Origin of the sequence: [Brevibacterium] flavum (genome assembly GCF_019317305.1) — a bacterium.
In the GTDB taxonomy this organism is placed as follows: Bacteria; Actinomycetota; Actinomycetes; order Mycobacteriales; family Mycobacteriaceae; genus Corynebacterium; species Corynebacterium glutamicum.
Window position 1 is genome coordinate 2788280 of the sequence record NZ_CP079240.1, and the last position, 22987, is coordinate 2811266.

Below are 22987 nucleotides of genomic sequence, written 5' to 3' on the forward strand. Positions count from 1 at the left end.
TTGCTTTTCGACGCCAACCTCCGGCTTAACCCTTAATGCGACGCTGGCGCGAGAACTCCGACAGCACGACGCCGGCAGCAACCGAAGCGTTCAGCGATTCAACCCAGCCCTCGGTGGGTATGGACATGATGGTGTCGCAGTTTTCGCGAACCAGACGGGAAATTCCCTTGCCCTCAGAACCGACGACGATGACAACGTTGTCGGTGCCGTCGTAGGTGTCCAAAGTGTGGTCGCCGCCAGCGTCAAGGCCGACGACCTGGTAACCGTTTTGCTGGAATTCCTTCACGACACGAGTCATGTTGGTTTCCTTCGCCACTGGCACACGCGCTGCGGTACCAGCAGAAGTACGCCATGCAACAGCGGTCACAGATGCTGAACGACGCTCCGGAATGATGACACCGTTGCCGCCGAAAGCACCGACGGAACGAATCACAGCACCCAAGTTACGAGGGTCAGTAATGTTATCCAGAATCACGAACATTCCTGGCTTCTTAGAAGCCGCAGCATTGGCGATCAGATCATGAACATCTGCGTACTCGTAAGGAGGGATCGCCAGGCCGATGCCCTGGTGCATGCCGTTGCCGGTCATACGATCCAGCTCCAGCTTGTTAACCTCCAGCACTGGAAGATTTCGGCCAGCCGCAGTGTGCACTGCCTCGCTCAGACGCTCATCGTTCGCCGCACCCTCTGCAACATACAAAGCAGTCGCTGGAACGCGTGCATGCAGACATTCCAGCACTGGGTTACGGCCCACAACCAACTCTGGCATTTCACGCTGGTGGCGTCCACGATCACGACGATCACGCTCCACCTTGCGCTTGTGAGCTGCGTGATAGGTGCGATCCTCAGCTTTAGGGGTAGGCCCCTTACCTTTCAGACCGCGACGAACCTGTCCGCCACTGCCCTTGGTTGCACCTTTTTTATTGGTCTTGCGTAAGCCGCCTCGACGACTGTCATTTCCTGCCATGTTTAAATTATCTCCTTAAAAGTGTTTGTAATTGCTGCAATTACTGCAATTTCCATGTAGCGCCATCTGCGGTATCCACAACCTCAATACCGGCGTCGGCAAGACGATCTCGAACCTCATCAGCAACCGCCCAATTCTTCTCAGCACGAGCAGTTGCACGACGCTCAAGCTCCGAAGAAATCAGCACATCAAGCGCCTTATCTGCCTTGCCATCAGCGCCTGCATCTGAACCCCATTCAACGGGGTCGAAGCCCAAAACGCCAGTCATCGCACGAACCGAAGAAGCAAGCTTCTCCGCTGCCTCACGATCACCCTTATCCAAGGCAGCATTGCCCTCGCGGACAGCGTTATGGATTTCAGCCAAAGCCTTAGGAACTGCAATATCCTCATCCATCGCAGCTTCAAAACCTGGCGTCCACTCGCCTACCTCAACATCCCCCACACGCTCAAGGAAAGACTCAATGCGACGGTAACCCACCGCAGCTTCACTCAAAGCGCTCTCGGAATACTCAAGGACGGAACGGTAATGGGCAGACCCAAGGTAATAACGAAGCTCGACAGGACGAACCTGCTTTAGCATTTCCGGCACAGCCAAAACATTGCCCAAAGACTTGGACATTTTCTCGCCGGCCATTGTTACCCAGTGATTGTGCATCCAGTAGTTGGCAAATTTATCGCCAGCCGCATGTGCCTGGGCAATTTCATTTTCATGGTGTGGAAATTGCAGATCCAAACCACCACAGTGAATATCAAATTGCTCACCCAAATAGTAGGTGGCCATGGCAGAGCATTCCAAATGCCAACCCGGCCGGCCGTCTCCCCAAGGGGTTGGCCATGACGGCTCACCCGGTTTGGCAGCCTTCCACAGAGCAAAGTCCTGTGGCCCCCGCTTACCAAAGTTATCGGGCTCGCCCTGCTCCATATCTTCCACACGGTTTCCGGACAAAGAACCATAATCAGATCCTTCAGCCTTGGACCACGCTGCGACATCAAAGTACACAGAGCCATCAACGGCGTAAGCAAAGCCGTTATCAATCAAGCGCTGCATGTACTCAATCATCTGAGTGACGTGGCCTGTTGCACGAGGCTCCGTTGATGGAGGAAGCACACCCAACGTGTTGTACGTCCAGGTGAATTCACGTTCATAAGTAGACACCCATTCCCACCAAGGGCGACCATTTTCAGATGCCTTGGTGAGAATCTTGTCATCGATATCAGTGACATTGCGAACAAATGCCACATCAAGTCCCTTAGCCATGAGCCAGCGGCGCAAAATATCAAACGCTACTGCTGAACGAACATGTCCAATGTGGGGTGAAGATTGCGGGGTGGCACCACACAGGTACACCGAGGCATGACCTGGTTGAACAGGTTTAAAATCTCGAAGCGTACGGGTACCGGTGTCAAAGATGCGTAGAGTCACGTCCCCTAGTCTAACCTGTGTGCGAACACTCAAGGTTTCAACTTATGGTGTTGCTGGCACCGCTTCTTTCTTTGCGACGTTGAGCAGGTTGGCTCCCGCTTCAATTTCGCCCAAACCGTAAGTGTTTACAGGTCCGGTTTTCTTGTAATTCGAAACAACAATCGGCGTGGTTACCTCATAACCTGCAGCCTTAATGGCATCAATATCGAATTCACACAGCAGCTCCCCTGCTTTGACTTCATCGCCCTGCTTCTTCAGCGGGTTAAAGTGCGTGCCGTTGAGGTTTACGGTGTCGAAACCAATGTGCATCAAGATATCCACATTGGAACCATCCTCAGCCTTAGTGCGGACTGCGAAAGCGTGACCAGATGGGAAGGCCACCACGATCTTTCCGCTCACTGGTGAAACCAGCTGCCCCTTGGTGGGGACGATCGCAACACCTGAGCCAAGCTTTCCGCTGGCAAACATGGCATCGCTGACGCTGCTCAGTGCGATAGCTTCACCGGTCAAAGGTGCCTGGATGATGGTGGAATCGTTTGAAAATTCTGCGGGTGCTTCTGCTTCGGCTTTGGTCGTTCCTGCAGGCACTGGAGCAGCGGTTGCATCTGGATCAATGCTGCCGTTGCGGCGAACCAAGTAAAGGCCATAAGCAATCGCTGCGCCGAATGCGATGACAAAGGTAACTACCGCGCAAACCAAGAACATGACCATATCTGGAGCATCAATAGAAACAACACCCAAGAAACCTGCAGCGCCCAACGCAACTGCCTTGATATCAAAGAGTGCAATCAAAGCGCCACCGATAGCTGCGGTACCGATACCAATGTAGAACGGCCAGCGCAGGCGAAGGTTCACACCGAAGATCGCAGGCTCTGTAATACCAAGAACAGCGGAGACACCTGAAGCACCTGCAAGGCCCTTGAGCTTTTCACTCTTCGCTAGGAAGAACACTGCCAAACATGCTGCACCCTGCGCGATATTGGCCATGGATGCGGTTGCGAAGATGAAGGATCCACCCTGGTTGAACAGCTCCAGCTCAATTGGCGGGAAGGACTGGTGCAGACCAGTGATCACGATTGGTGAGTAGACCAGACCGAAAAGCAGACCGCCGACTGGACCACCGAAATCATAGAGTCCCTGCAGACCGTGTGCCAGCAAGTCACCCACCCAGCGCATTGCTGGACCAATAGCAATGAACGTAAGGAAGCCGGTGAGCAGCAGAGTCAACACTGGGGTGATCAGGAAGTCTGCAGTGCCCTTGAGTCGCTTGTGCAGGAACTTCTCGATCGTTGCCAGAATCCAAGAGACCACCAGCACAGGAAGCACGGTGCCCTGGTAACCAGCTTGAGCAACATCCAAACCAAACAGGGACCACATTGGCATTTCGCCCGCGGTCATGGTGGCGGCCACGTCGTAGCCGTTAACCAGGGTTGGGAACACCATCGCCATACCAATGCCGGCGCCCAGGAACTCATTGCCACCGAAACGCTTGGTTGCGGTGAAACCAACCAACACTGGCAAGAACGCGAACGGCGCAGATGCCATCAGGTTGATCATCTCAGCAACACCGCTGATCTGAGGGAACATCTCCACCAGTGATTGCGGACCGAACAGATCCTGCGCAACCAACACATTGTTGATAGCCATGAGCAGACCGCCACCAACCAAGATTGGAATCAGCGGGACGAAAATGTCCGCCAATACCTTCACAGCACGGCTGAACCAGTTGGCGTTGTTAGCCACAACATCTTTGAGCTGCTCTGTGGACACAGCGATGTCTTTGGAGGTTGCGTCATCGAGTTCTTTGAAAACATGATCCACATCGCCTGGCCCGACGATGATCTGGAACATGCCGCCAGTTTCAAAGGTGCCTTTCAGATCTGGATCATCATCCAGACTTTGGCGATCCACATCCTTGGTGTCTTTGAGCACGAGGCGTAAACGCGTTGCACAGTGTGCGGCGGCGACAATGTTGTCTTCGCCGCCAATGTCGCGCAGGATGCGTTGCGCGAGGTCCTTATGGTCCATGAATTTCTCCTTAACCGGGAAGAAACAAAAATATTCAGACATGAATGTTTGTTCAAAAGCTAAACAATATTAAACCTGTTTATTTGTGTCCGATCAAGGGATTTTGCGAAGTATTTGTACAATTCGCCACAAAAGACCCTTTTTTATGACTTATCTCTCAATAGTGTCACCTTTGAAGGCCCGGAAAGCGAATGAAACCTGTCCATCACCTGCAGTTATCTCAATGGCTGTATTATCGTCCGCGATCACTAATTCGCCAGGTTTTACCTCAGCTACGCGACGATCACCATCACGATCCACAGACAAACGGACACCATCCCACTCGAGGGAAATATTGCCTCGGATGTCTACTCGGACAAGTTCAGAACCTAATACAGATCTGATTACCCCCGACTCCCCCTCTGGGAGAAGGAGCTCTTGGTAGATCGCGTGGTTGCGCAAATGAAGCTTGCGGGGCACAGTCAGGCAGTGCACCCATCCTTCCTGTGCAACTGTTGGGTGATCATCCTGCGCGGGCAGCCCCATCCAGCCCACGAGCCAGGCATCAGAACCGTTTACTGCAACCTGCGGTGCGTAGAATTCATGGCCGAAATCCAGCTCGCTGAATCCTCGCAAGACGCGGAAGGTCGTTCCTTCAAGCTTGCCAACGACATATCCGCACTGGTCAGAGCTTGCGTAGTGAGTAACCTCATCGTGGATTCGGTCCAATCCTTGTGGACAGAGAATCAGCACGTCGAGATCTTCGCCAGTTTCTTCATCGCGAAGCGTAAAAAGGTTGGGGCATTCCCACATGTAGCCACCGGGAACGAGATCAGGAGCAGAACCAGGTTGTGCATCACTGAGGTCAAAGGTGATTTCACCGGAGAATTCCCAGTTTTCAAGATCTGTCGAGCGGTATAGGACCGCTGCACCGGTGAGGTTTTCGCGTTGGGCCCCAAGAACCATTTTCCAACCATCACCATCAGGGCTGATCATGGGATCGCGGTAATGGGGTGTGAAACCGCTGGCGGGTCCGTCGATAAGCGGATTTTTAGGTGAACGGCGATGAATGCCGCCCATCAGCCCAGTTGGGTCCTCGACTTCGACAAGGTTTTGGGTGGCGCGGCGCTTGCCGTCAATTTTTAGGTTGCCGGTGTAGAAAAGTTTAAGTGTGCCGTCAGTAAATACGGCTCCACCGGAATAGCATCCATCCAGGTCATAGGATGCATCCGGGTAAAGAGCGTCGGGCAGGTGCGTCCACTGCAATCGCTGCGGTCCGGTCAACGGCGTGGTGGTGTGAGCCCAGCCGGTGCGCTTTGGTGCGAAGGGGAAACCTGGATCGTGCTGGTAGTAGACGTGGAGGGTATCTCCATCGACGTACATTCCGTTGGGATCATTGAGCCTGCCCTGCGGAGGAGTCACATGGTACGCAGGGCGCAAACTGGAAAGTTCTGTGTGCATAGCCCCACACAGTACTTTCCTTTTTGTTTCTAGCGCAGCTTTAATTGCTCCATGAGACGGTAGTGATCAGCGTTTTCCAGCTTGGATGCTGCTGCTTCATCAACGATGATGGTGGCATTGTTGTGCATCTGCAGGATGGAACCTGGGCAAGAAGCAGTCACTGGGCCTTCCACAGTTCCGCGGATGGCGTCGGCTTTTCCTTCACCAGTTGCCACCAACACGATGTTTTGCGCGCGGGACAAAGTGCCCAAACCCTGGGTGACGGCGTGGGTTGGGACCTCTTCGATGGTGTTGAAGAATCGAGCGTTGTCCTCCACAGTTTTAGGGTGCAGCGCCTGGACCTTTGTCAGTCCTGACAGAGAAGATGATGGCTCATTGAAAGCGATGTGGCCGTTTCCGCCGATGCCAAGGATTTGAACTTCAACGGATTCTGCAGCGATCTTTGCCTCATACTCTGCAGCTGCTTCGTATGGATCAGGGTTTGCACCATCTGGGCTGTAGACCTCTTCATCAACGATGTCGATGTGGTCAGTGAACTCTTTGCGAATGGTTTTAAAGTAGCTGTTTTCATCGTCACGGGTTAGTCCCACGTATTCATCCAACAAGAATGCCTTGCAGTTCTTGAATGACACTTCCCCAGCTTCATACATGCGAATGAGCTCTTGGTAGGTACTCAGTGGTGAGGATCCTGTTGCAAGCCCCAAGGTTCCACCCTTGTTGGCGAAGGGTGCGATTAGGGCTGCAGCTGCTTTGCCGACTTCTTGCTCGTCTTTGCAGATAGTGATTTCCATGGTGGGACTCCTTTAAAATCAGGATAGTTTTACTCGTACTTAAAGTACTTGATGACCTAAATGGACCTTTTGCACCTGGCCGTTTGAGTCAAAGACCACAAAATTTGCAGGGTTGGATTTAGCGATTTCGTGATCGCCAAGACCGAGAATTTTGGCGGCGACGGTTGAGGTGTGGAGGGTCGCGTCGATAAGCGTCATACCCCTGCGCACGTGGTGCACGAACTGACTCGCTAGTGTGCTGGTGCCCCCGGCGATGGCGCCGCCATCGCGCAGACGGGCGACTCCATCGGTGACGGTGACGTTCAAAATGCCCAAAATATACTCACCGTCTGGCATTCCGGCGGCTTCCATGGCGTCCGTGATGAAAAAGGCGTTGTTGGAACGAGCTAGATCGACCGTTCCATCGGCCAAATGCACGCCGTCGGCGATCAACTCAACATATGCGTCCCCGGCACGTGCCGCAGCAAGCAAAGCGCCCACGCTGCCGGGAGCCCTATGATGCAGCGGAGGCATCGCATTGAACAAATGCGTAGCCGTGACCGTCACATTTTTCTCTTTAGCCAAGGCAATTGCGCTGGTAGTGGTATCAAAATCTGCATCAGTGTGCCCGAAGGAAGCAATGATGTGGTGCGCTGCGCAGAGATCGAGAAGCTCAGAAAGATTGTCAGTTTCCGGTGCTACTGTGATCGATTTGATCCAACCTTTTCCCGCATGGATCACCCGGGCAAGATCTGTTGGGTTGCCGGGAAAAATGAAATCCGGGTTTTGAGCACCACAACGGCATGCGTTGATGAAAGGGCCCTCGAGGTGAATGCCGCACAGCAGGCCCTCTTCACACAAGCGAATAAGGTTTTCCACCTGCGCTGCCAGTGCGTCAGCCGGCGCCGAAACCATGCTTGCCAACATCACGGTCGTGCCATGTTCGCGGTGATACTGCGCGGCGTTCCTCGCCTGGTCCTGCGTTCCCGTAGGAAACGCGCCACCGTTTCCACCGTGATTATGAAGATCAATAAAACCGGGAACAATCGTGGGGAGTTCGGGGTGGAATCCTGCGTTTTTAGGTGCTGGTTCTCCAGAGAGTTCCGTGATGATGCCGTTTTCGAGTTGGAGAAAGCCATCAATCACCCCGTGGGGGGTAACAATTCTTCCTTCAATTTTTTTAACTGCTTGACCTGCATTTTCTTGATAATGCACCACTTCTGCCATCTTTCTGAGGTTATTTGCTTCCTTCCAGCAAGCATAGGACGTATGATGTCTTATGTCCACGGATTTAGGTTAATTATCTTCGGACTTGAAGCCTGCTGTTGCAGGTCTACTGAATTACCTCAGCCTTCCAAGCTGATGATGCATTACTTAAAAACTGCAGACACTTGAAAAACTTCTCACCCGCACTCGTTCCCTCAACCCACAAGGAACACCATGGCTTCCGCAACTTTCACCGGCGTGATCCCACCCGTAATGACCCCACTCCACGCCGACGGCAGCGTGGATGTAGAAAGCCTCCGCAAGCTCGTTGACCACCTCATCAATGGTGGCGTCGACGGACTTTTCGCACTGGGCTCCTCAGGCGAAGCGGCATTCCTCACCCACACCCAGCGCAAACTTGCACTGACGACTATCATCGAGCACACCGCAGGCCGCGTTCCCGTAACTGCTGATGTCATTGAAACCACCACTGCTCGTGTTATTGAGCTCGTGGAAGATGCCCTGGAAGCTGGTGCCGAAGGCCTCGTTGCCACCGCACCTTTCTAAACCCGCACCCACGATGTGGAAATTGAAGAACACTTCCGCAAGATCCACGCCGCCGCTCCAGAGCTTGCACTGTTTGCCTACAACATCCCAGTGTCGGTGCACTCCAACCTCAACCCAGTCATGCTTTTGACGCTGGCCAAGGATGGCGTTCTTGCAGGCACCAAGGATTCCAGTGGCAATGATGGCGCAATCCGCTCACTGATCGAAGCTCGTGATGATGCTGGACTCACTGAGCAGTTCAAGATCCTCACCGGCAGCGAAACCACCGTTGATTTCGCCTACCTTGCTGGTGCCGATGGAGTTGTCCCAGGCCTGGGCAATGTTGATCCTGCAGCATACGCAGCTTTAGCAAAACTCTGCCTCGATGGAAAGTGGGCAGAAGCTGCTGCTTTGCAGAAGCGCATCAACCACCTCTTCCACATCGTCTTCGTGGGAGACACCTCCCATATGTCCGGTTCCAGCGCTGGTTTGGGCGGTTTCAAGACAGCACTCGCACACCTTGGCATTATTGAATCCAATGCGATGGCAGTTCCTCACCAGAGCCTCAGCGACGAAGAAACTGCTCGCATTCACGCCATTGTTGATGAATTCCTGTACATCGCTTAAGGCCCACACCTCATGACTGATCCCACTTGCACCCTTGCCCTTGATATTGGTGCCACAAAGATTGCCTACGCACTAGTCCCCGATAACGCCCCGACGACAACATTGTCCACGGGACGCTTGGGAACAAAAGAAGGCGACAGCCCTATCGAGCAGATCCGGCTGGTTCTTCTGGCAGGCTTAAAAGCTGCCGAGGAACACGGCCTCAGTGTCACCCGCATCGGCATGGGCGCTCCTGGTGTAATTCTGGGACCAGAGGGAACCATCGTGTACAACGGTGAAACCCTCACAGAGTGGGCAGGCACTGACCTGCGAGGATTATCCCGAGAAGTCCTCAACGTTCCATTCGCGGCACACAATGATGTCCGCGTATGGGCCTACGGTGAGCACCACTTAGGCACCGGCAAAGACCTCACCGGCAGGGTTCTCTACGTGTCCCTCGGCACTGGAGTCGGCGGAGCAATCATCGAAGACGGAATCATGATGAGTAGCCCCACTGGAACTGCGGGAGAATTCGCAGAAGTTGTGTGCTCTGACCATGCAGGATTAGCCGTTCGGTGCGAAAATATAGCAAGTGGCACCGGCCTAACCAGGTACTACAACGAGGCCGCCGCAACTCAACTTGACCTTCCCGCCATCATGGAGCGCTTCCACCAAGGTGATGGCCTGGCCCAGCAAATCATTACTGGAAATCTCCGAGGCTTTGGCCAAGCGCTAGGCGCATTAGTCACAGTGCTGAACCTTTCCGCAGTAGTAGTTGGAGGCGGAGTCGCAGGCATCGGCGCACCCATCATGGATCCCATCACCGCAGGGATTTTCGATCGAGTGTTAACCCCCAACAAATCCGTACAAGTTTTAAGCACGTCCCTTGGTGCCCAAGCAGCCGTCATCGCAGCAGCAAAATATGCCCGCGATAACGCCTTTTAAGCACCTAAAACGCTGTTCTCAACACAGGAGTTTCCTTAAATAATGGACTTAAATACTCAACGCTCAAAGCTCTACGCACAGCTTCAAGGCCAGCTCATTGTTTCCGTGCAAGCTCCCGACAGCCATGCCATGCGAGGGGGCTGTTGCAAAGTTGGGCCAGGGTCGAAAAGCCCAACCTCAAGACATTAGTTGTCCTTGCTCCGGGGTACTTAAGCTGTCTCGAATATCCGGCTGACGATCACCGCGTCTGGGTTCGGGTGCCCGTAGGCAAACATCGTGCCCTGGCCTTTCCGCAATGAATGCATCGCTTCCATCCCTTTCAACGTCCGGTAGGCGGAAATTCGGTTTTTGAACGCTCCCTTCGGCCCCAGGATTCTTTTAAGTCGGCCATGATCTCCCTCGATAACGTTGTTGAGGTATTTCACCTGCCGGTGCTCCACCGTCTGAGGGCAGATTCCCTCCGCCTTCAGCTCGGATATTGCCTTGGCCAGAGCTGGTGCCTTGTCGGTGTTGATGACCCGCGGGGACCCGGCTGTCGTATTCGATCGCAGCGTCTTGGCCAGGAAACGCTTGGCCGCAGCCACATTCCGTTTTGGTGAGAGATAAAAGTCCAGGATATGCCCACCAACGGTGTTCGCCAGGTCACAGATAGCACCGCTTCCCGCCGACCCGGATATAGGTCTCATCTACCCGCCAGGAACTGGCCTGCCAGTCGGGTACCTGCCGGTATCGGCGGGTCTGCTTGTCCAGCTCGGGGGCGTATTTCTGGACCCAGCGGTGAGAATCGTGGTGTGATCGACTGGCACTCCGCGCTGAAGTCATCATTTCCTCGAGATCTTAGGTCAGCTGAGCCCGTAGCGGCAGTGACCTGTGCACCGCCCACAGGATGATGTCACGGGGGAAATGCCGACCGGAGAAGATGCCCATGGCTCTGATTATTTCACGCCGGTCTTTCTATTGCCCCAACTTTGCAACAACACCCTGCTGGGTGCCCGTGCTTTCCGGCACTGGAACCTCACCGCCACCTGATCCCGGATCAGACGTTCGCGGTGTCACTGTCGCGGTCCTCGTCCGTCTCATCGTCCAGGATGCCGCGGGCACGCTCGACGGCAGGCAGGGAATGATCGGCAGCGGCCGTCACCAGGTCCTCGACCATGGTGCGCAGCAGCCTCGGAATCATCGCAGAATCCGCCCCGTAGAGATGGATCTCACGGATCACCTCATAGAGCATGTCCGCGATACGTTGCGGCTGGTGCACCACACGGACCCGACCGTCGTCATCGGCGATGTAGGGGCTGGGCTCGATGACGGTGACCAAATAGCGGAAGATCCGGTGGATCTCCTGGACACATTGGGCCGCCGTGGCCGGATCATTGATGCCCGGGGACAACGCACGATCGGCAATGTCGACCAGTTGACGCAGTCCGAACGCCACATCCTGGTGAAGTTCCCGCTCGGTCCGCACCTCGATGGCCGAGTGCAGAACGCGTCGGTCCCGGTCGCTGAGTTCCCCGTCCCACCAGACCCGCAGCAGCGGCTGGCCCTCGACGAGGAAGTCCCCCACCGGCCGGTCGACCGTGATCACCGCCTGGTGTTCCGTCGACCAGGACACCAGCTTCCGGTAGTCGATCCACACCAGCGAACCATGGCTGCCCACCCGGATTTCTTCCCGGGGGTCACCGGGCCGCGGTGACCAGCCCGGCCCCTGGACTGGGCCTGCGTCGTCGCTCTGCACGGGATAGATACGTGCGGCCAGAGCCATCGTCTCCTCCCCGATCTCGGAGATGGCGTTGGCCACCCGCATCGAGAAGGTGATGAGCCGGATGAACGCCAGGAACAGTCCCAGACACCCGAGCACCAGCAGGAAGGCAACCGACACTGAAGCACTGGGGACGAATCCGGTGATGTCCTCGTCCTCGCTCCACACGTACCGGATGACCGTCAGGGAGAACACGAACGTCCCCAGGAACATCGCCAGGGTGGCCTGCACGATGCGGTTGCGCAGAAAGCCGTTGAGCATTCGCGGGCTGAACTGGCTGCTCACCAGCTGCAGAACAACGAGAGTGATGGAGAAGATGAGACCGGTCACTGAGATCGTGGAGGCGGCGATGGTGCCCAGCACCTCGCGGGCGGCATCAGGCCCACCCTCAAAAACGAATTTGAGCGCGGCGTCGGACAACCCACGTTCCCACGTGGGAAGCAGGAAACCGAAAACCAGGGCCGCGACCACGCTGGCAGCCGGTATCGCCCAGAAGGGCCGCCACAGCCGGTCCCACCGCGTCTCCCGGGGAATGTCCGGGATCGAACCGCGGATGCGGAAACTCTCGGAGGTACCAGTAGTACCGTGGTCGTTTTTCTTCACCACACCATTATGGCATTGACGACGGTTCTCAGTGCGCACTCAGCCGACTTGTTCCACCCGCCTTCACAACAGAAAACGGCTGTTGTGGCGACGTCGGGGCAGTAGGATCCTCGGCGTGAAATAATTAAGGCCATGAGTCTCTTCTCGGGTCGTCATTTCCCTCGCGAGATCCATCCTGTGGGCGGTGCACAGGTCACTGCCGCTACGGGCTCAGCTGACCTAAGATCTCGAGGAAATGATGACTTCAGCGCGGAGTGCCAGTCGATCACACCACGATTCTCACCGCTGGGTCCAGAAATACGCCCCCGAGCTGGACAAGCAGACCCGCCGATACCGGCAGGTACCTGACTGGCAGGCAAGCTCCTGGCGGGTAGATGAGACCTATATCCGGGTCGGCGGCACGTGGTGCTATCTCTACCGGGCTATTACCGCCGGTGGGCAGACCCTGGACTTTTATCTCTCTCCGAAGCGCAATGTCGCGGCGGCCAAGCGTTTCCTGGCCAAGACGCTGCGATCGAATACGACAGCCGGGTCCCCGCGGGTCATCAACACCGACAAGGCACCAGCTCTGGCCAAGGCAATATCCGAGCTGAAGGCGGAGGGAATCTGCCCTCAGACGGTGGAGCACCGGCAGGTGAAATACCTTCAACAACGTGCTGGAAGGTAACCATGGGCGGTTGAAACGGATCCTCGGACCGAAGGGGGCGTTCAAGAATTGGATGTCTGCGTGACCTGTCACTCAAGGGGATGGAGGCGATGCACTCATTGAGAAAGGGTCAGGGAACGATGTTCGCCTACGGGCAGTCGAACCCAGACGCGGTGATCATCAACCGGGTCTTTGAGACAGCTTGGACACGCTGGCACACGGTACCCATCAGGAGATGAAAAACTGAGTCTTCACGGTTCCCCGCCCAACTTTGCAACAGCACCCATGCGAGATACCCATACGCTCACCCATGTGGCCGCAGCCTGTGTCGATGGCGGTGCTCCTGCCATTCGCTGTGGCGGTTACGGCGGTTTGGAAGATATCCGTTCAATCTCCAACCGTGTCGACGTTCCCGTTTTCGGACTCACCAAAGAAGGCTCCGAAGGAGTTTACATCACCCCAACCAGGGATTCCGTTCGAGCAGTGGCAGAATCCGGCGCCACTGTAGTCTGCGCGGATGCAACTTTCCGACCTAGGCCTGACGGCTCCACCTTTGCAGAGCTGGTCACTGTTGCCCACGATTCCGGAATTCTCATCATGGCGGACTGCGCAACTCCCGAAGAAGTTCTCAGTGCGCATAAGGCTGGCGCGGATTTTGTGTCCACCACGCTTGCCGGATACACCGAACACCGCGAGAAAACAGTCGGGCCAGATTTCGATTGCCTCCGCGAAGCCCGTGAGTTAGTTCCAGATGCGTTCCTCATTGGCGAAGGCCGCTTCTCCAACCCTGCGGATGTTGCACACGGTCGTCTCATTGGTGCCAACGCGATCATCGTGGGCACCGCAATCACTGACCCTGGTATCATCACTGGACAGTTCGCGTCACTGTTGCACTAGCACTTAGTCCAGCGCTGCACGGATCCACCACAAATCGCTCTGATCAGCGGTTTTGTGGTGGATTTTTGCGTCTCATCTGCCTAAAAGCGCTAGGATCCACCACAGATTCCAAGATTCCTCAGGGATGTGGTGGATCCTTGCCCTGCTAACCCCCAGTAACCACACAGGAATCACACCAGCCTCAGTAGCCCCAAAAACAACAGTGCCAGAATCGCTTCTAAGGGCTCAACGGCGTCAAAACCAAACTAGGGGCCACCCCACACGTAAAGGCCCTTAAATCGACCCCTACAGCCCCACCCCAAAATCCTGCTTAACTTCCCCACCCTTGCGGATATCAAAAACCAATTCATCCCCAATTTCCAGGGTCTGTCGCGCGGGCTTGCCTCGAGTGCGGATTTTTTGGGTGCTCGCGTCTGGATTGGACACAATTTTGAATACACCTTCACCCCATTGCGACGCATCCGGCAGCAGAACTTCGATGCCGTCATGGTCATCGTTGATCACCACATGACGGAGGGATATGGCATCGGAAATGGGCTCATCGATCCGCATCGAAATATCATTTACGCTGATCACCGTGCATTTTATCGCGCGCGTTCCCTCTGCTTCCCACACCACGGCAACATCTCCGTTGGGCATTTCCGCAGCGGTTGAATAGGCGGCTTCTTCGCGGTCGATGGTGATGCGATGCGCCCAGGTCGCTCCTTCGTCGCTGGATAAATCAACCACCAAGTGGCGTCGCAGATCAGGGTCCGCCAGGTGCGTTGCGGCGAGCATTCCAGCCGCTTTCCAGTAGAACACGTGGCCGTTGCAGCCGGGGTCGATTAGTTCAGGCACAGGCTCCAGCGGAGTGAATGTCTCCCCGAAATCATCGGACACACTGCTCAGACGGTGTCCCACCCCCCTGGAATGCAGCACAATCCGACCGCTCGGCAGCTGCGTCATCGCGGATTCGTTACCGCCGGCAATATCGGTGATGTGGCCATCGCTGCGCAGAATCCGAAGCGAAATCTCGCGCCCGCGCCGCACCACAAAACTCTAAATCCACCGCCCATCCGCCAGGACAAGTCCCGTCCCCGACGAGGCAAACGCGGCATCAACGTCCGCAAAATAGTGGGCCATGCTTATCGACGTCCACCCACTCACATCCCGGCGCGCCAGCCGGGGTTCAAGGTCGGTGGGATCCTCAAAAAATCCTGCGAGGTTGGACAATCCGTGGAAGCACAGATCGCCCGTGACAAGGCAGACATCGCCCACACCGCGGTGTTCAGTTTCGACGATTGCTGGTTCTGGGGTGGTCCAGGTGATGCCGTCTGAGGATCGCGCTGACACCACGTCGATGGGTGCGGGGAGGTCGTCAACACTGAGGCGGGCGTCGAAAAGCGTTAAAAGACCCTGATCCCAGACCAGCGCGGGAATGCGGTACAACCCGCGCGCAATGAGGCTAGTGCGCATCGAGCATGTTGGAAATCATGCGGCGAAACGGCGCGTAGTGAGCGAGCACGGCGCTGCGATAATCGTCGATGTTGCCGCTGGAGAGCGCTTCGACGATGTCGCTGTGAGCTTTGATGGTTTCGTCGATGTCTGCGGGCATAGCCAGATTGAGCATGGGCTGCGCCTCGGTTTGGATCTGCCAAAACGCATCGTTGAGCTCTCTAATCAGCGGGTTTTTCGTGCGCGCTAGGAGTGCTCGGTGGAATTTTTGATCCTCCACCACAAAAGATTCGCCCTGATCGTTGTGCTCGCGCATCTTGTCCACCAGATCAAGGAGTAGCTCGCGGTCATCGTCGGTGAACACCTCGATCAGCTCTTCGCCAAGTGAAAGGTCAAGGATTTCGCGGGTATCCACCACGTAGAAAAGGTTTTCCACCGAGGTGTCATTGTCCAACACCGTGCGGAACACCATCCCGTTGATCAGGGGCTCGAGGGACATCTTGGACACGAAAGTGCCGTAGCCGTGGCGAACCTCGACGATGTCCAAGGTCACGAGCGCGCGGATCGCCTCCCTGATTGCAGAACGGGAACAACCCAATTCCTCACATAAGAACGCTTCGGAAGGAAGAAGGTCTCCCGTACGCAGCCGGTTGTCCCGAATGTATTTTTTAATTTCGCGCACTGCTTCTTGAGTAGTGGACCTTGATCGCGAAGTCTTTTTGGAGCTTTCCATTGTGTTCACTTCCTAATCTGGAGATGGTTCTGATCATATCGACTGCAGTTTCCATCAGACCCCATCCGTCTTATCTGAAGTGCTTTCAGGTGTTTTACCTGCAAGTTTCTAGACGGCGCCCCACCGTAGGGGTAAGTAAATGTGCATTTTCTGAAATGGTTTCAAAAAATTTATTCCTTAATGTCTGATGTCTGATGCGTATTGACACTACAGCAATTCGATGACACCGCTCACAATTTCTTTTAATGAGCATAGCGTCACAATTCAACTCACGGCCTGGGCCCCTCTTTTAAAAAGGATGTACCTCATGAGCACCACGATTACTGCCAAACCGCCCCAAAACTTAGTCCAGGATTGCGCATCAAAAAGGAGCATTAAATTGGGTACAGCCACAAATGCGTAGAGGCGCGGAATAAACCAATCACAGGGCTTTTTGTAATTCGAAAGTCCCCACGCCACAGCTCCGATGGCTATTGCACTCGAAATCCACATCACTAATGCGGTGGGGTTGTTGTCCCAAAATCCCAAAATCTGCTCGGTAGCCATCCCGCCAAGCACGATGATAGCAACGAGATTCCAGACTTTAAGTGAACTCAGCTTGGGCATGCCCCGACCATACCTTGAAGCCAGCCCCCGCCAGCCCCCGCCAGCCCCCGCCAGCTCCAAACAGACCAAGTCAGCCCAATCCCTACAGAAAACTTAAGCCTTCCACACCACTGCCGTTGCCACAGAAGCACGACCTTCGCTGCGACCAGTGAATCCCATGTGATCAGTGGTGGTGGCAGACAGTGAGCATGGTGCACCGATGATTTCGGAGATGACTTGTTGTGCTTCTTCGCGGCGGGGTCCAAATTTGGGGGTTTGGCCAACCAGTTGGGCGGCGACATTTCCAATGACGTACCCGTGTGCCGAAAGCAGCTCCCGGACTTCCTTCAACAACTGTGTACCAGAAACACCATCGTATTCAGGTCTCCCCACACCAACGAAAGAGCCCAAATCCCCCAGACCAGAGGCAGAAAGGAGAGCATCCACAATTGTATGAGCTACAACATCACCGTCGGAGTGGCCTTCGCAGCCGTCGACGCCTTCAAAGAGGAGGCAGGCGATCCAGCAGGGTTTTCCCGCTTCGATTTGGTGGGCGTCTGTGGCGATTCCTACGCGGGGGATGATTGGGTTAGTCACCTGGTACCTCAAATATTGTGGGTTCGGCTTCGTCGGTGATGCGTTGTGCCAGCATCATATCAATGGGGGTTGTTACTTTAAACGCCATTGGGTCGCCTTGTACGCAGACTACATCTGCGCCGTACCATTCCATCAAGCTGGCGTCATCGGTTGGGATGAAGCCTGGGTTGGGGTCGGCGAAGAATTTCTCATTCGCTGCAACGAGTTCGGAAAGTCGGAAGCCCTGTGGGGTTTGGACGGCGCGAAGTTCTGCACGGTTGGGTGTGTCGACAACTACTCCGCCATCAGGGGACACTCGTTTGATGGTGTCCGATACTGGCAGTACTGGGATGACTGCGGTGGCGCCTTCGTGGACTTTGCGCACCACGCGCGCAATCATGCCGGGTGGTGTGAGCGCTCGGGCGCTGTCGTGGATTAAGACAATTGCATCGGGGGTGGCGTCGTCAAGCAAAATTGCCTGAAGGCCTGCCCAGACCGAGTCCGCGCGCTCCCCGCCGCCGTGCACGAGCCGTACGCGTACCCCTTCGGGGTCGTTCAAAAGACCGCGTTTGCGCAGCAAATCGCGGGCGTAGGTTTCCATGTCGGGGCTGACGAGGATGATGATTTCGTCGACGCTTTCGGAGGTGAGCAAGCCTTGGAGCGAGCGCTCTAAAAGTGTGCGTTCACGCAGCGTGACGAATGCTTTGGGGATGGGTCCGCCGAGGCGGGTTCCGCGCCCCGCCGCCGCGAGGAGTGCGATGACGGGGATTCGTGTAGACGACATGGGCGTCTAATCTTCGTCGTCGAAGCTCAGATCGTCAAGATCCACGTCGGAATCGTCGAAGTCGTCGAATGCGTCCTTCTTCTCTTCCTCGTCGCCGAGCAGGTCAGCGCGGTGGCGAGCAATGGTCTCATCGACCTGGCTGAGGAAAGCATCCGCCTTCTCATCGTCCACGGTTTCGGCGAGCGCGAGCTCACCAACAAGAACCTGACGCGCCTTGGAGAGCATGCGCTTCTCACCAGCGGAAAGGCCACGATCCTGATCACGACGCCACAGGTCACGAACAACCTCAGCGACCTTGTTCACATCACCGGAAGCCAAACGCTCCTGGTTAGCCTTGTAACGGCGGGACCAGTTGCCGGCTTCTTCGACGTCAATTTCACGAAGAACAGAGAAAACCTTCTGCAGGCCTTCCTCACCGACAACGTCACGCACGCCAACGAGTTCAGCGTTCTTTGCTGGAACGCGAACGACGAGATCGGAATGATTGATCTGGAGAACCAGGTAGTCCACCGTCTCACCATTCATTTCACGCTGCTCCAGGGCTGAAATAATTGCAGCTCCGTGGTGCGGGTAAACGACGGTATCTCCGACCTTGAATTCCATTCCCACTCCTTCTAATGGCGGTTCCATTTTTGCTAGAACCAGCCGGTGGCGCCCGCATTGTCCATGCAAGCGACCTATTTAATACTTCACCCTGCTGTGCTACCCCTCAAATTTCAATCGAATTCGGGGCAGGCTTTAACCTATGGAATTCTACCATATTTAACGTAACTTCAGCGCCTTGAGGCGCAGGGATAATGCTTTTCGACGCGGCCCTCCACCCGCAATCTACGGTTGAGCGGCCGAGGCCAAGGCAGCCGTTTCTGCTCCTGTTGTTAATCAGGAAACAGAAAAGGCCATACTTGAAACCATGACGAACCCCTCCCCCGCGCTAAATGAAACCCTTTCCGGCAGGGTGCTGATCGTTGAAGATGAGCGCCCCCTTGCTCGCATGATTTCGCTTTATCTAAGCAAAGCGGGTTTCGATACCACCACGATCCACGACGGCGCTGCCGCTCCTGATAAGGTCGCCCACCTGCGCCCCGACGTGGTCATTTTGGATCTTGGGCTGCCTGGTCTTGATGGTTTGGAAGTGTGCAAACGCATCCGCGCGTTCACCGATTGCTACATCCTAATGCTCACCGCCAGGGGTTCAGAGCGGGATCGGATTACAGGTTTGGAAATTGGGGCTGATGATTACATCACCAAGCCGTTTAATATCCGCGAACTTGTCATTCGTATCCAGTCAGTAATGCGTCGCCCTCGAAAAATCGATGAAACCATCCAAAATGGTTTGACCTTGACTTATGGCCACATTGAGCTGGACACCTTGGCGCATGAAGTCACTGTCAAAGGCGTTGGGGTGACACTGACCCGCACTGAATTCGAGCTGCTTCAAGCCCTCATGCACAAACCGGGAGAGGCAGTGTCTAGGCGTGATTTGGTCAGCCAAGTGTGGGATACCACCTGGGTTGGCGATGAACGCATCGTTGACGTGCACATTGGAAATCTGCGCCGCAAGCTGGAAAAACCTGCCCCTGGTTCACATTTCATCGACACCATCCGAGGTGTTGGCTACCGGATGGCCTTCAAATGACAGCCCTCATCCCAGCTCGCCACAGCCTGACTTTTCGTCTGCTCACCGCGCAGCTTGCTGTGGTGTTGATCAGTCTGCTGGCCGCCCTGATTGTGGCTGCCTTGGTAGGGCCTGCAATTTTCAATTCTCACCTGGATCTTTCCGGCCCGATTGATCCCCGCCAGACGGATTTCCACATTCAGGAGGCCTACCGGGACGCCAATTACATTGCCCTCGCAGCGGCACTTCCCACCGCAGTGTTGAGCTCCATTGGTGTGAGTTTTTGGCTTTCCCACCGCCTGGGTCAGCCGTTGTGGCGACTGTCCCGGGCTGCAACTGCCATGAGCTCCGGCGACTATCAGGTGCGCGTACCCATTTCCGATGTGGATAAAGAGGTCGCTGCTCTATCTCTCGCCTTCAATTCCATGGCGGATCAGCTCGAACACACAGAAGAACTCCGCCGAAACATGCTCTCCGATCTATCCCATGAAATGAACACACCCCTCTCCGTCCTCCTAGTCTATGTCGACGGTTTGCAGGACGGCATGGTGGAGTGGGATGCCGACACCCACGCAGTTTTCGCCGAGCAACTTGGCCGGCTTTCCCGCCTCACATCAGATCTTGATGATGTCTCTAGAGCCCAAGAACACCGCTTCGACCTGGTCTACAGCACCGTCGCCATCGGTGGTCTCATCCACAATGCCGCCGGAGCCGCCGCAGGTTCCTACCAAGAAAAAGGCGTGGCCCTGGAAGTCACAGGTAGCGATTCCACCGAACTCATCCGCGTTGATAGCCAACGCTTCGCCCAAGTCATGGCCAACCTCTTCTCCAACGCCTTGCGGCACACCCCCGCCGGTGGGAAAGTTCACGTCCGCGTCCTGCGCCAAGGCGTGGGAACCATCGTCATCGAAGTCATAGACAACGGCGAAGGAATCGCCCCTGAACACGTAAAATACGTCTTCGAACGCTACTTCCGCGCCAAACGATCCGACTCCGACGACCAATCCGGCTCCGGAATCGGCCTCACCATCTCCCGCGCACTCATCGAAGCGCAAGGCGGCACATTAACCGCAGAATCCGCTGGCCTGGGCAAAGGCGCGAAATTCACCATCCGACTACCCCTTTTAAGCAATTAAAAAAATTGCTTTTCGACGCTTCCCTCCACCCTTGAACAATCCACATTTAAGATTTATGCCCCTTTTGTTTGCCCCCGTTTACACCCTCCGTTTAATCAACCGACTGTGTGAATGCGCTTAAACGGACTAGGGTTGTGAGCAGCATATCCAGATTTTTCTGGATAAATCCTGGAATTTCTTAAAACCAATGGAGGACGAATCCGTGAAGTCCCTGAACTTGGCTGCCCGTCGTGGCGCGCTCGTGACCGTGGCTGCTGCGTCAGCTCTTGCGCTTGCATCCTGCAGTGCCGGACAGATCACCCAGACCTCAAGCCAGGTTGCAGCAGTTGATGGCAACCAGGCAGGCTCCGCGAACGACCCAGTTCTGGTGCGTGATGTAACCGTGCACCTCACCACCGACGGCGAAGCTGGAGTAAAGTTCACCGCCATCAACCAGGACACCTCTCACACTTCTCACACCCTTGAGTCCGTCACCGTTGACGGCGAAGAGGTTGAGCTTGATGATGCAGAGCCAATCGAGCGCAACTGCTCCCTCGTTGCAGACATCCAGTCCGAACTGGATCTGATCGAGGAGCCAGAAGTTGGCTGCATCCAGCACGTAGCAACTTCCCTGGACAACCCAGGTTTCGCATACGGCGGAGTCGTGCCAGTTGAGTTCGTCTTCGACACCGGTGCGATCACCATCGACGCCACCGTTTCCGCACCTGTCCTCGAGTCAGGCGTAGAAAACCGCGAGGTCGGCGGAGACACTGCAGAGGCAAGCAACCACTAAGCCTCTCAAAGCTGCTTGAACCGCCCACTTCCAATGAATTGTTGGAGGTGGGCGGTTCTTTTTCACCCCTTTTCGAACACCATTTCCCTTCATGTCCACCCCACCGTTTAAGGTAGGGGCATGGCAAAAAAGGTTCGCAGCGTACACGAGTGTTCTGAATGTGGTTATTCCAGCCCAAAGTGGTTGGGGCGCTGCCCTGAATGTGGTTCTTGGGGTTCCATGGAAGAGCGCACAGTCGGTGAGTCCGGTGGTGCGGCTCGTGCTGCTGTGTCGGGTGCTGCGCCGGCAGGCTTGACCCCTACCTCCCCGGCAGTGCCCATCGGTAAGATCGTTGCTTCCCAGGCCACAAGCATTTCCACTGGTATTGGAGAGTTAGATCGCGTACTCGGTAACGGCATCGTGCCAGGATCCGTCGTACTCATGGCCGGTGAGCCCGGTGTTGGTAAATCCACTTTGCTGCTTGAGGTCGCAAGCCGTTGGGCTTCAATGAAAGAGGGCGACGGGACCCGCACCGCGCTGTATGTCACCGCGGAGGAATCCGCAGGTCAGGTGCGTCTTCGCGCTGAGCGCACCGCAGCTGTCAAAGACACCCTTTATCTTGCTGCTGAATCCAATCTGGATGTGGTTTTCGGCCACGTTAACCAAGTGAAACCGAGCCTCCTCATCGTGGACTCCGTGCAAACTATGCATGCCGCTGGCGTTGAAGGCGTTGCGGGCGGTGTCGCGCAATCTCGCGCTGTCACAGCCGCGCTCACCACGCTTGCGAAAACCTCCGGAATCCCAATTCTCTTGGTAGGCCACGTCACAAAAGACGGCAACGTCGCAGGTCCACGCGTCCTTGAACACCTCGTTGACGTCGTTTTAAACTTCGAAGGTGACCGCCACTCCTCCTTAAGAATGCTCCGTGGCATCAAAAACCGCTTCGGTGCCACCGATGAAGTCGGCTGCTTCGAACAACAATCCGACGGCATCAAAGAAGTCCCCGATCCCTCCGGACTCTTCCTCTCCCACCGCGGCTCTACCCCAGACGGCACCGCGGTCACCGTCGCCATGGATGGCGTGCGCCCGCTATTAGCGGAGGTTCAAAGCTTGCTTGTCGACGCCCCCTCCAAGAATCCACGCAGGGTCGTCACGGGCCTCGACGCCAATCGGGTCCCCATGGTCCTTGCGGTGTTATCCGCACGCGCCGGACGCCAAACCCAAGGAAAAGACGCTTACGTGGCAACCGTTGGTGGCATGAAAGTTGGCGAACCAGCAACAGACCTCGCTGTCGCGCTCGCTACTGCCTCGGCTTTAGCCAAGAAACCACTACCAGATAAAACAGTGGTACTCGGTGAAGTCGGCTTAGCCGGAGAAATCCGCCGTGTTCCAAACGTTGACCGCAGACTAGCCGAGGCGGAACGTTTAGGTTATGAAAAAGCAGTCATCCCCGGAGGCTCAGGCATCAAACAAACAAGCCTGAGAGTCATCGAAGCTTCAACACTTGCCGAAGCACTTGCAGCAGTAAGCTTATAAA

20 protein-coding genes and 3 pseudogenes are annotated in these 22987 nt (G+C 55.6%); 8 read left to right on the forward strand and 15 right to left on the reverse strand.

The features are described 5' to 3' along the window. Positions 1–25: 25 nt before the first annotated feature. The 6 genes from rlmB to KW808_RS13620 all read right to left on the reverse strand — a co-directional run bounded on the left by rlmB (position 26) and on the right by KW808_RS13620 (position 7855). Complete coding sequence (gene rlmB / locus KW808_RS13595) at positions 26–967, reverse strand: 23S rRNA (guanosine(2251)-2'-O)-methyltransferase RlmB (protein WP_003863034.1); 942 nt, start codon at positions 965–967, stop codon at positions 26–28. Between the two features lie 40 nt (positions 968–1007). Further along, positions 1008–2390: a cysteine--tRNA ligase gene (cysS, locus tag KW808_RS13600; RefSeq protein ID WP_003863032.1), complete on the reverse strand. Its 1383-nt coding sequence runs from the start codon at positions 2388–2390 to the stop codon at positions 1008–1010. Positions 2391–2432: 42 nt separating this feature from the next. Continuing rightward, on the reverse strand, positions 2433–4418 hold the full coding sequence (locus KW808_RS13605; protein ID WP_003863030.1) for a sucrose-specific PTS transporter subunit IIBC: 1986 nt from the start codon (positions 4416–4418) through the stop codon (positions 2433–2435). Between the two features lie 150 nt (positions 4419–4568). Continuing rightward, on the reverse strand, positions 4569–5870 hold the full coding sequence (scrB, locus tag KW808_RS13610) for a sucrose-6-phosphate hydrolase (protein ID WP_074496048.1): 1302 nt from the start codon (positions 5868–5870) through the stop codon (positions 4569–4571). Positions 5871–5887: 17 nt separating this feature from the next. After that, positions 5888–6649, reverse strand: coding sequence for a glucosamine-6-phosphate deaminase (nagB, locus tag KW808_RS13615; RefSeq protein WP_003863025.1), 762 nt, complete (start codon positions 6647–6649; stop codon positions 5888–5890). A 39-nt stretch (positions 6650–6688) separates the two neighbouring features. Beyond that, positions 6689–7855 carry an N-acetylglucosamine-6-phosphate deacetylase gene (locus tag KW808_RS13620; protein ID WP_003863022.1) on the reverse strand — a complete coding sequence of 389 codons (1167 nt, stop codon included), beginning with the start codon at positions 7853–7855 and terminating at the stop codon, positions 6689–6691. A gap of 213 nt (positions 7856–8068) precedes the next feature. Between KW808_RS13620 and KW808_RS13625 the strand changes: the two are divergent. Both KW808_RS13625 and KW808_RS13630 read left to right on the forward strand, forming a co-directional pair. Then, positions 8069–9007, forward strand: a pseudogene (locus KW808_RS13625) (dihydrodipicolinate synthase family protein). Positions 9008–9019: 12 nt separating this feature from the next. Next, positions 9020–9931: an ROK family protein gene (locus KW808_RS13630; protein WP_003863020.1), complete on the forward strand. Its 912-nt coding sequence runs from the start codon at positions 9020–9022 to the stop codon at positions 9929–9931. A 209-nt stretch (positions 9932–10140) separates the two neighbouring features. Here KW808_RS13630 and KW808_RS13635 read toward each other — a convergent pair. Then, positions 10141–10858: pseudogene (locus tag KW808_RS13635) on the reverse strand (IS6 family transposase). A 109-nt stretch (positions 10859–10967) separates the two neighbouring features. Next, positions 10968–12293: a DUF2254 domain-containing protein gene (locus KW808_RS13640; RefSeq protein ID WP_003863015.1), complete on the reverse strand. Its 1326-nt coding sequence runs from the start codon at positions 12291–12293 to the stop codon at positions 10968–10970. A 132-nt stretch (positions 12294–12425) separates the two neighbouring features. Here KW808_RS13640 and KW808_RS13645 point away from each other — a divergent pair. Both KW808_RS13645 and KW808_RS13650 read left to right on the forward strand, forming a co-directional pair. Continuing rightward, a pseudogene (locus KW808_RS13645) lies at positions 12426–13178 on the forward strand (IS6 family transposase). A gap of 46 nt (positions 13179–13224) precedes the next feature. Beyond that, entirely contained in the window at positions 13225–13836 is a 612-nt protein-coding gene (locus tag KW808_RS13650; RefSeq protein ID WP_003863010.1) for an N-acetylmannosamine-6-phosphate 2-epimerase, read from the forward strand. Positions 13837–14121: 285 nt separating this feature from the next. On the opposite strand, the gene KW808_RS13655 is transcribed toward KW808_RS13650, so the two are convergent. The 7 genes from KW808_RS13655 to KW808_RS13685 all read right to left on the reverse strand — a co-directional run bounded on the left by KW808_RS13655 (position 14122) and on the right by KW808_RS13685 (position 18551). After that, a complete protein-coding gene (locus KW808_RS13655; protein ID WP_230622984.1) occupies positions 14122–14868 on the reverse strand; it encodes a sialidase family protein in 747 nt (248 codons plus the stop codon). Positions 14869–14874: 6 nt separating this feature from the next. Continuing rightward, positions 14875–15291, reverse strand: coding sequence for a sialidase family protein (locus KW808_RS13660; RefSeq protein ID WP_230622985.1), 417 nt, complete (start codon positions 15289–15291; stop codon positions 14875–14877). Then, the gene (locus KW808_RS13665; protein ID WP_003863008.1) at positions 15281–16003 is read right to left on the reverse strand and encodes a transcriptional regulator NanR; all 723 of its coding nucleotides are present in this window, start codon (positions 16001–16003) and stop codon (positions 15281–15283) included. The genes KW808_RS13660 and KW808_RS13665 overlap by 11 nt, the downstream gene beginning before the upstream one ends. 264 nt (positions 16004–16267) lie before the next feature. Beyond that, positions 16268–16609: a hypothetical protein gene (locus tag KW808_RS13670; protein ID WP_003863006.1), complete on the reverse strand. Its 342-nt coding sequence runs from the start codon at positions 16607–16609 to the stop codon at positions 16268–16270. A gap of 93 nt (positions 16610–16702) precedes the next feature. Then, a complete protein-coding gene (gene ispF, locus KW808_RS13675; protein WP_003863005.1) occupies positions 16703–17185 on the reverse strand; it encodes a 2-C-methyl-D-erythritol 2,4-cyclodiphosphate synthase in 483 nt (160 codons plus the stop codon). After that, on the reverse strand, positions 17178–17948 hold the full coding sequence (gene ispD, locus KW808_RS13680) for a 2-C-methyl-D-erythritol 4-phosphate cytidylyltransferase (protein ID WP_003863003.1): 771 nt from the start codon (positions 17946–17948) through the stop codon (positions 17178–17180). The genes ispF and ispD overlap by 8 nt, the downstream gene beginning before the upstream one ends. Positions 17949–17954: 6 nt before the next feature. Beyond that, positions 17955–18551: a CarD family transcriptional regulator gene (locus KW808_RS13685; RefSeq protein ID WP_003853867.1), complete on the reverse strand. Its 597-nt coding sequence runs from the start codon at positions 18549–18551 to the stop codon at positions 17955–17957. Between the two features lie 307 nt (positions 18552–18858). On the opposite strand from KW808_RS13685, the gene KW808_RS13690 reads away from it, so the two are divergent. The 4 genes from KW808_RS13690 (at position 18859) to radA (ending at position 22986) form a co-directional block, all read left to right on the forward strand. Then, a complete protein-coding gene (locus KW808_RS13690) occupies positions 18859–19584 on the forward strand; it encodes a response regulator transcription factor (RefSeq protein WP_003863001.1) in 726 nt (241 codons plus the stop codon). Further along, positions 19581–20699, forward strand: a complete 1119-nt coding sequence (locus KW808_RS13695; RefSeq protein ID WP_003853863.1) for a sensor histidine kinase — start codon at positions 19581–19583, stop codon at positions 20697–20699. Before KW808_RS13690 ends, KW808_RS13695 begins: the two co-directional genes overlap by 4 nt. Before the next feature lie 187 nt (positions 20700–20886). Further along, a complete protein-coding gene (locus KW808_RS13700) occupies positions 20887–21471 on the forward strand; it encodes a hypothetical protein (protein WP_003862999.1) in 585 nt (194 codons plus the stop codon). Positions 21472–21591: 120 nt separating this feature from the next. Further along, complete coding sequence (gene radA / locus KW808_RS13705; protein ID WP_011015292.1) at positions 21592–22986, forward strand: DNA repair protein RadA; 1395 nt, start codon at positions 21592–21594, stop codon at positions 22984–22986. Position 22987 lies beyond the last annotated feature (1 nt).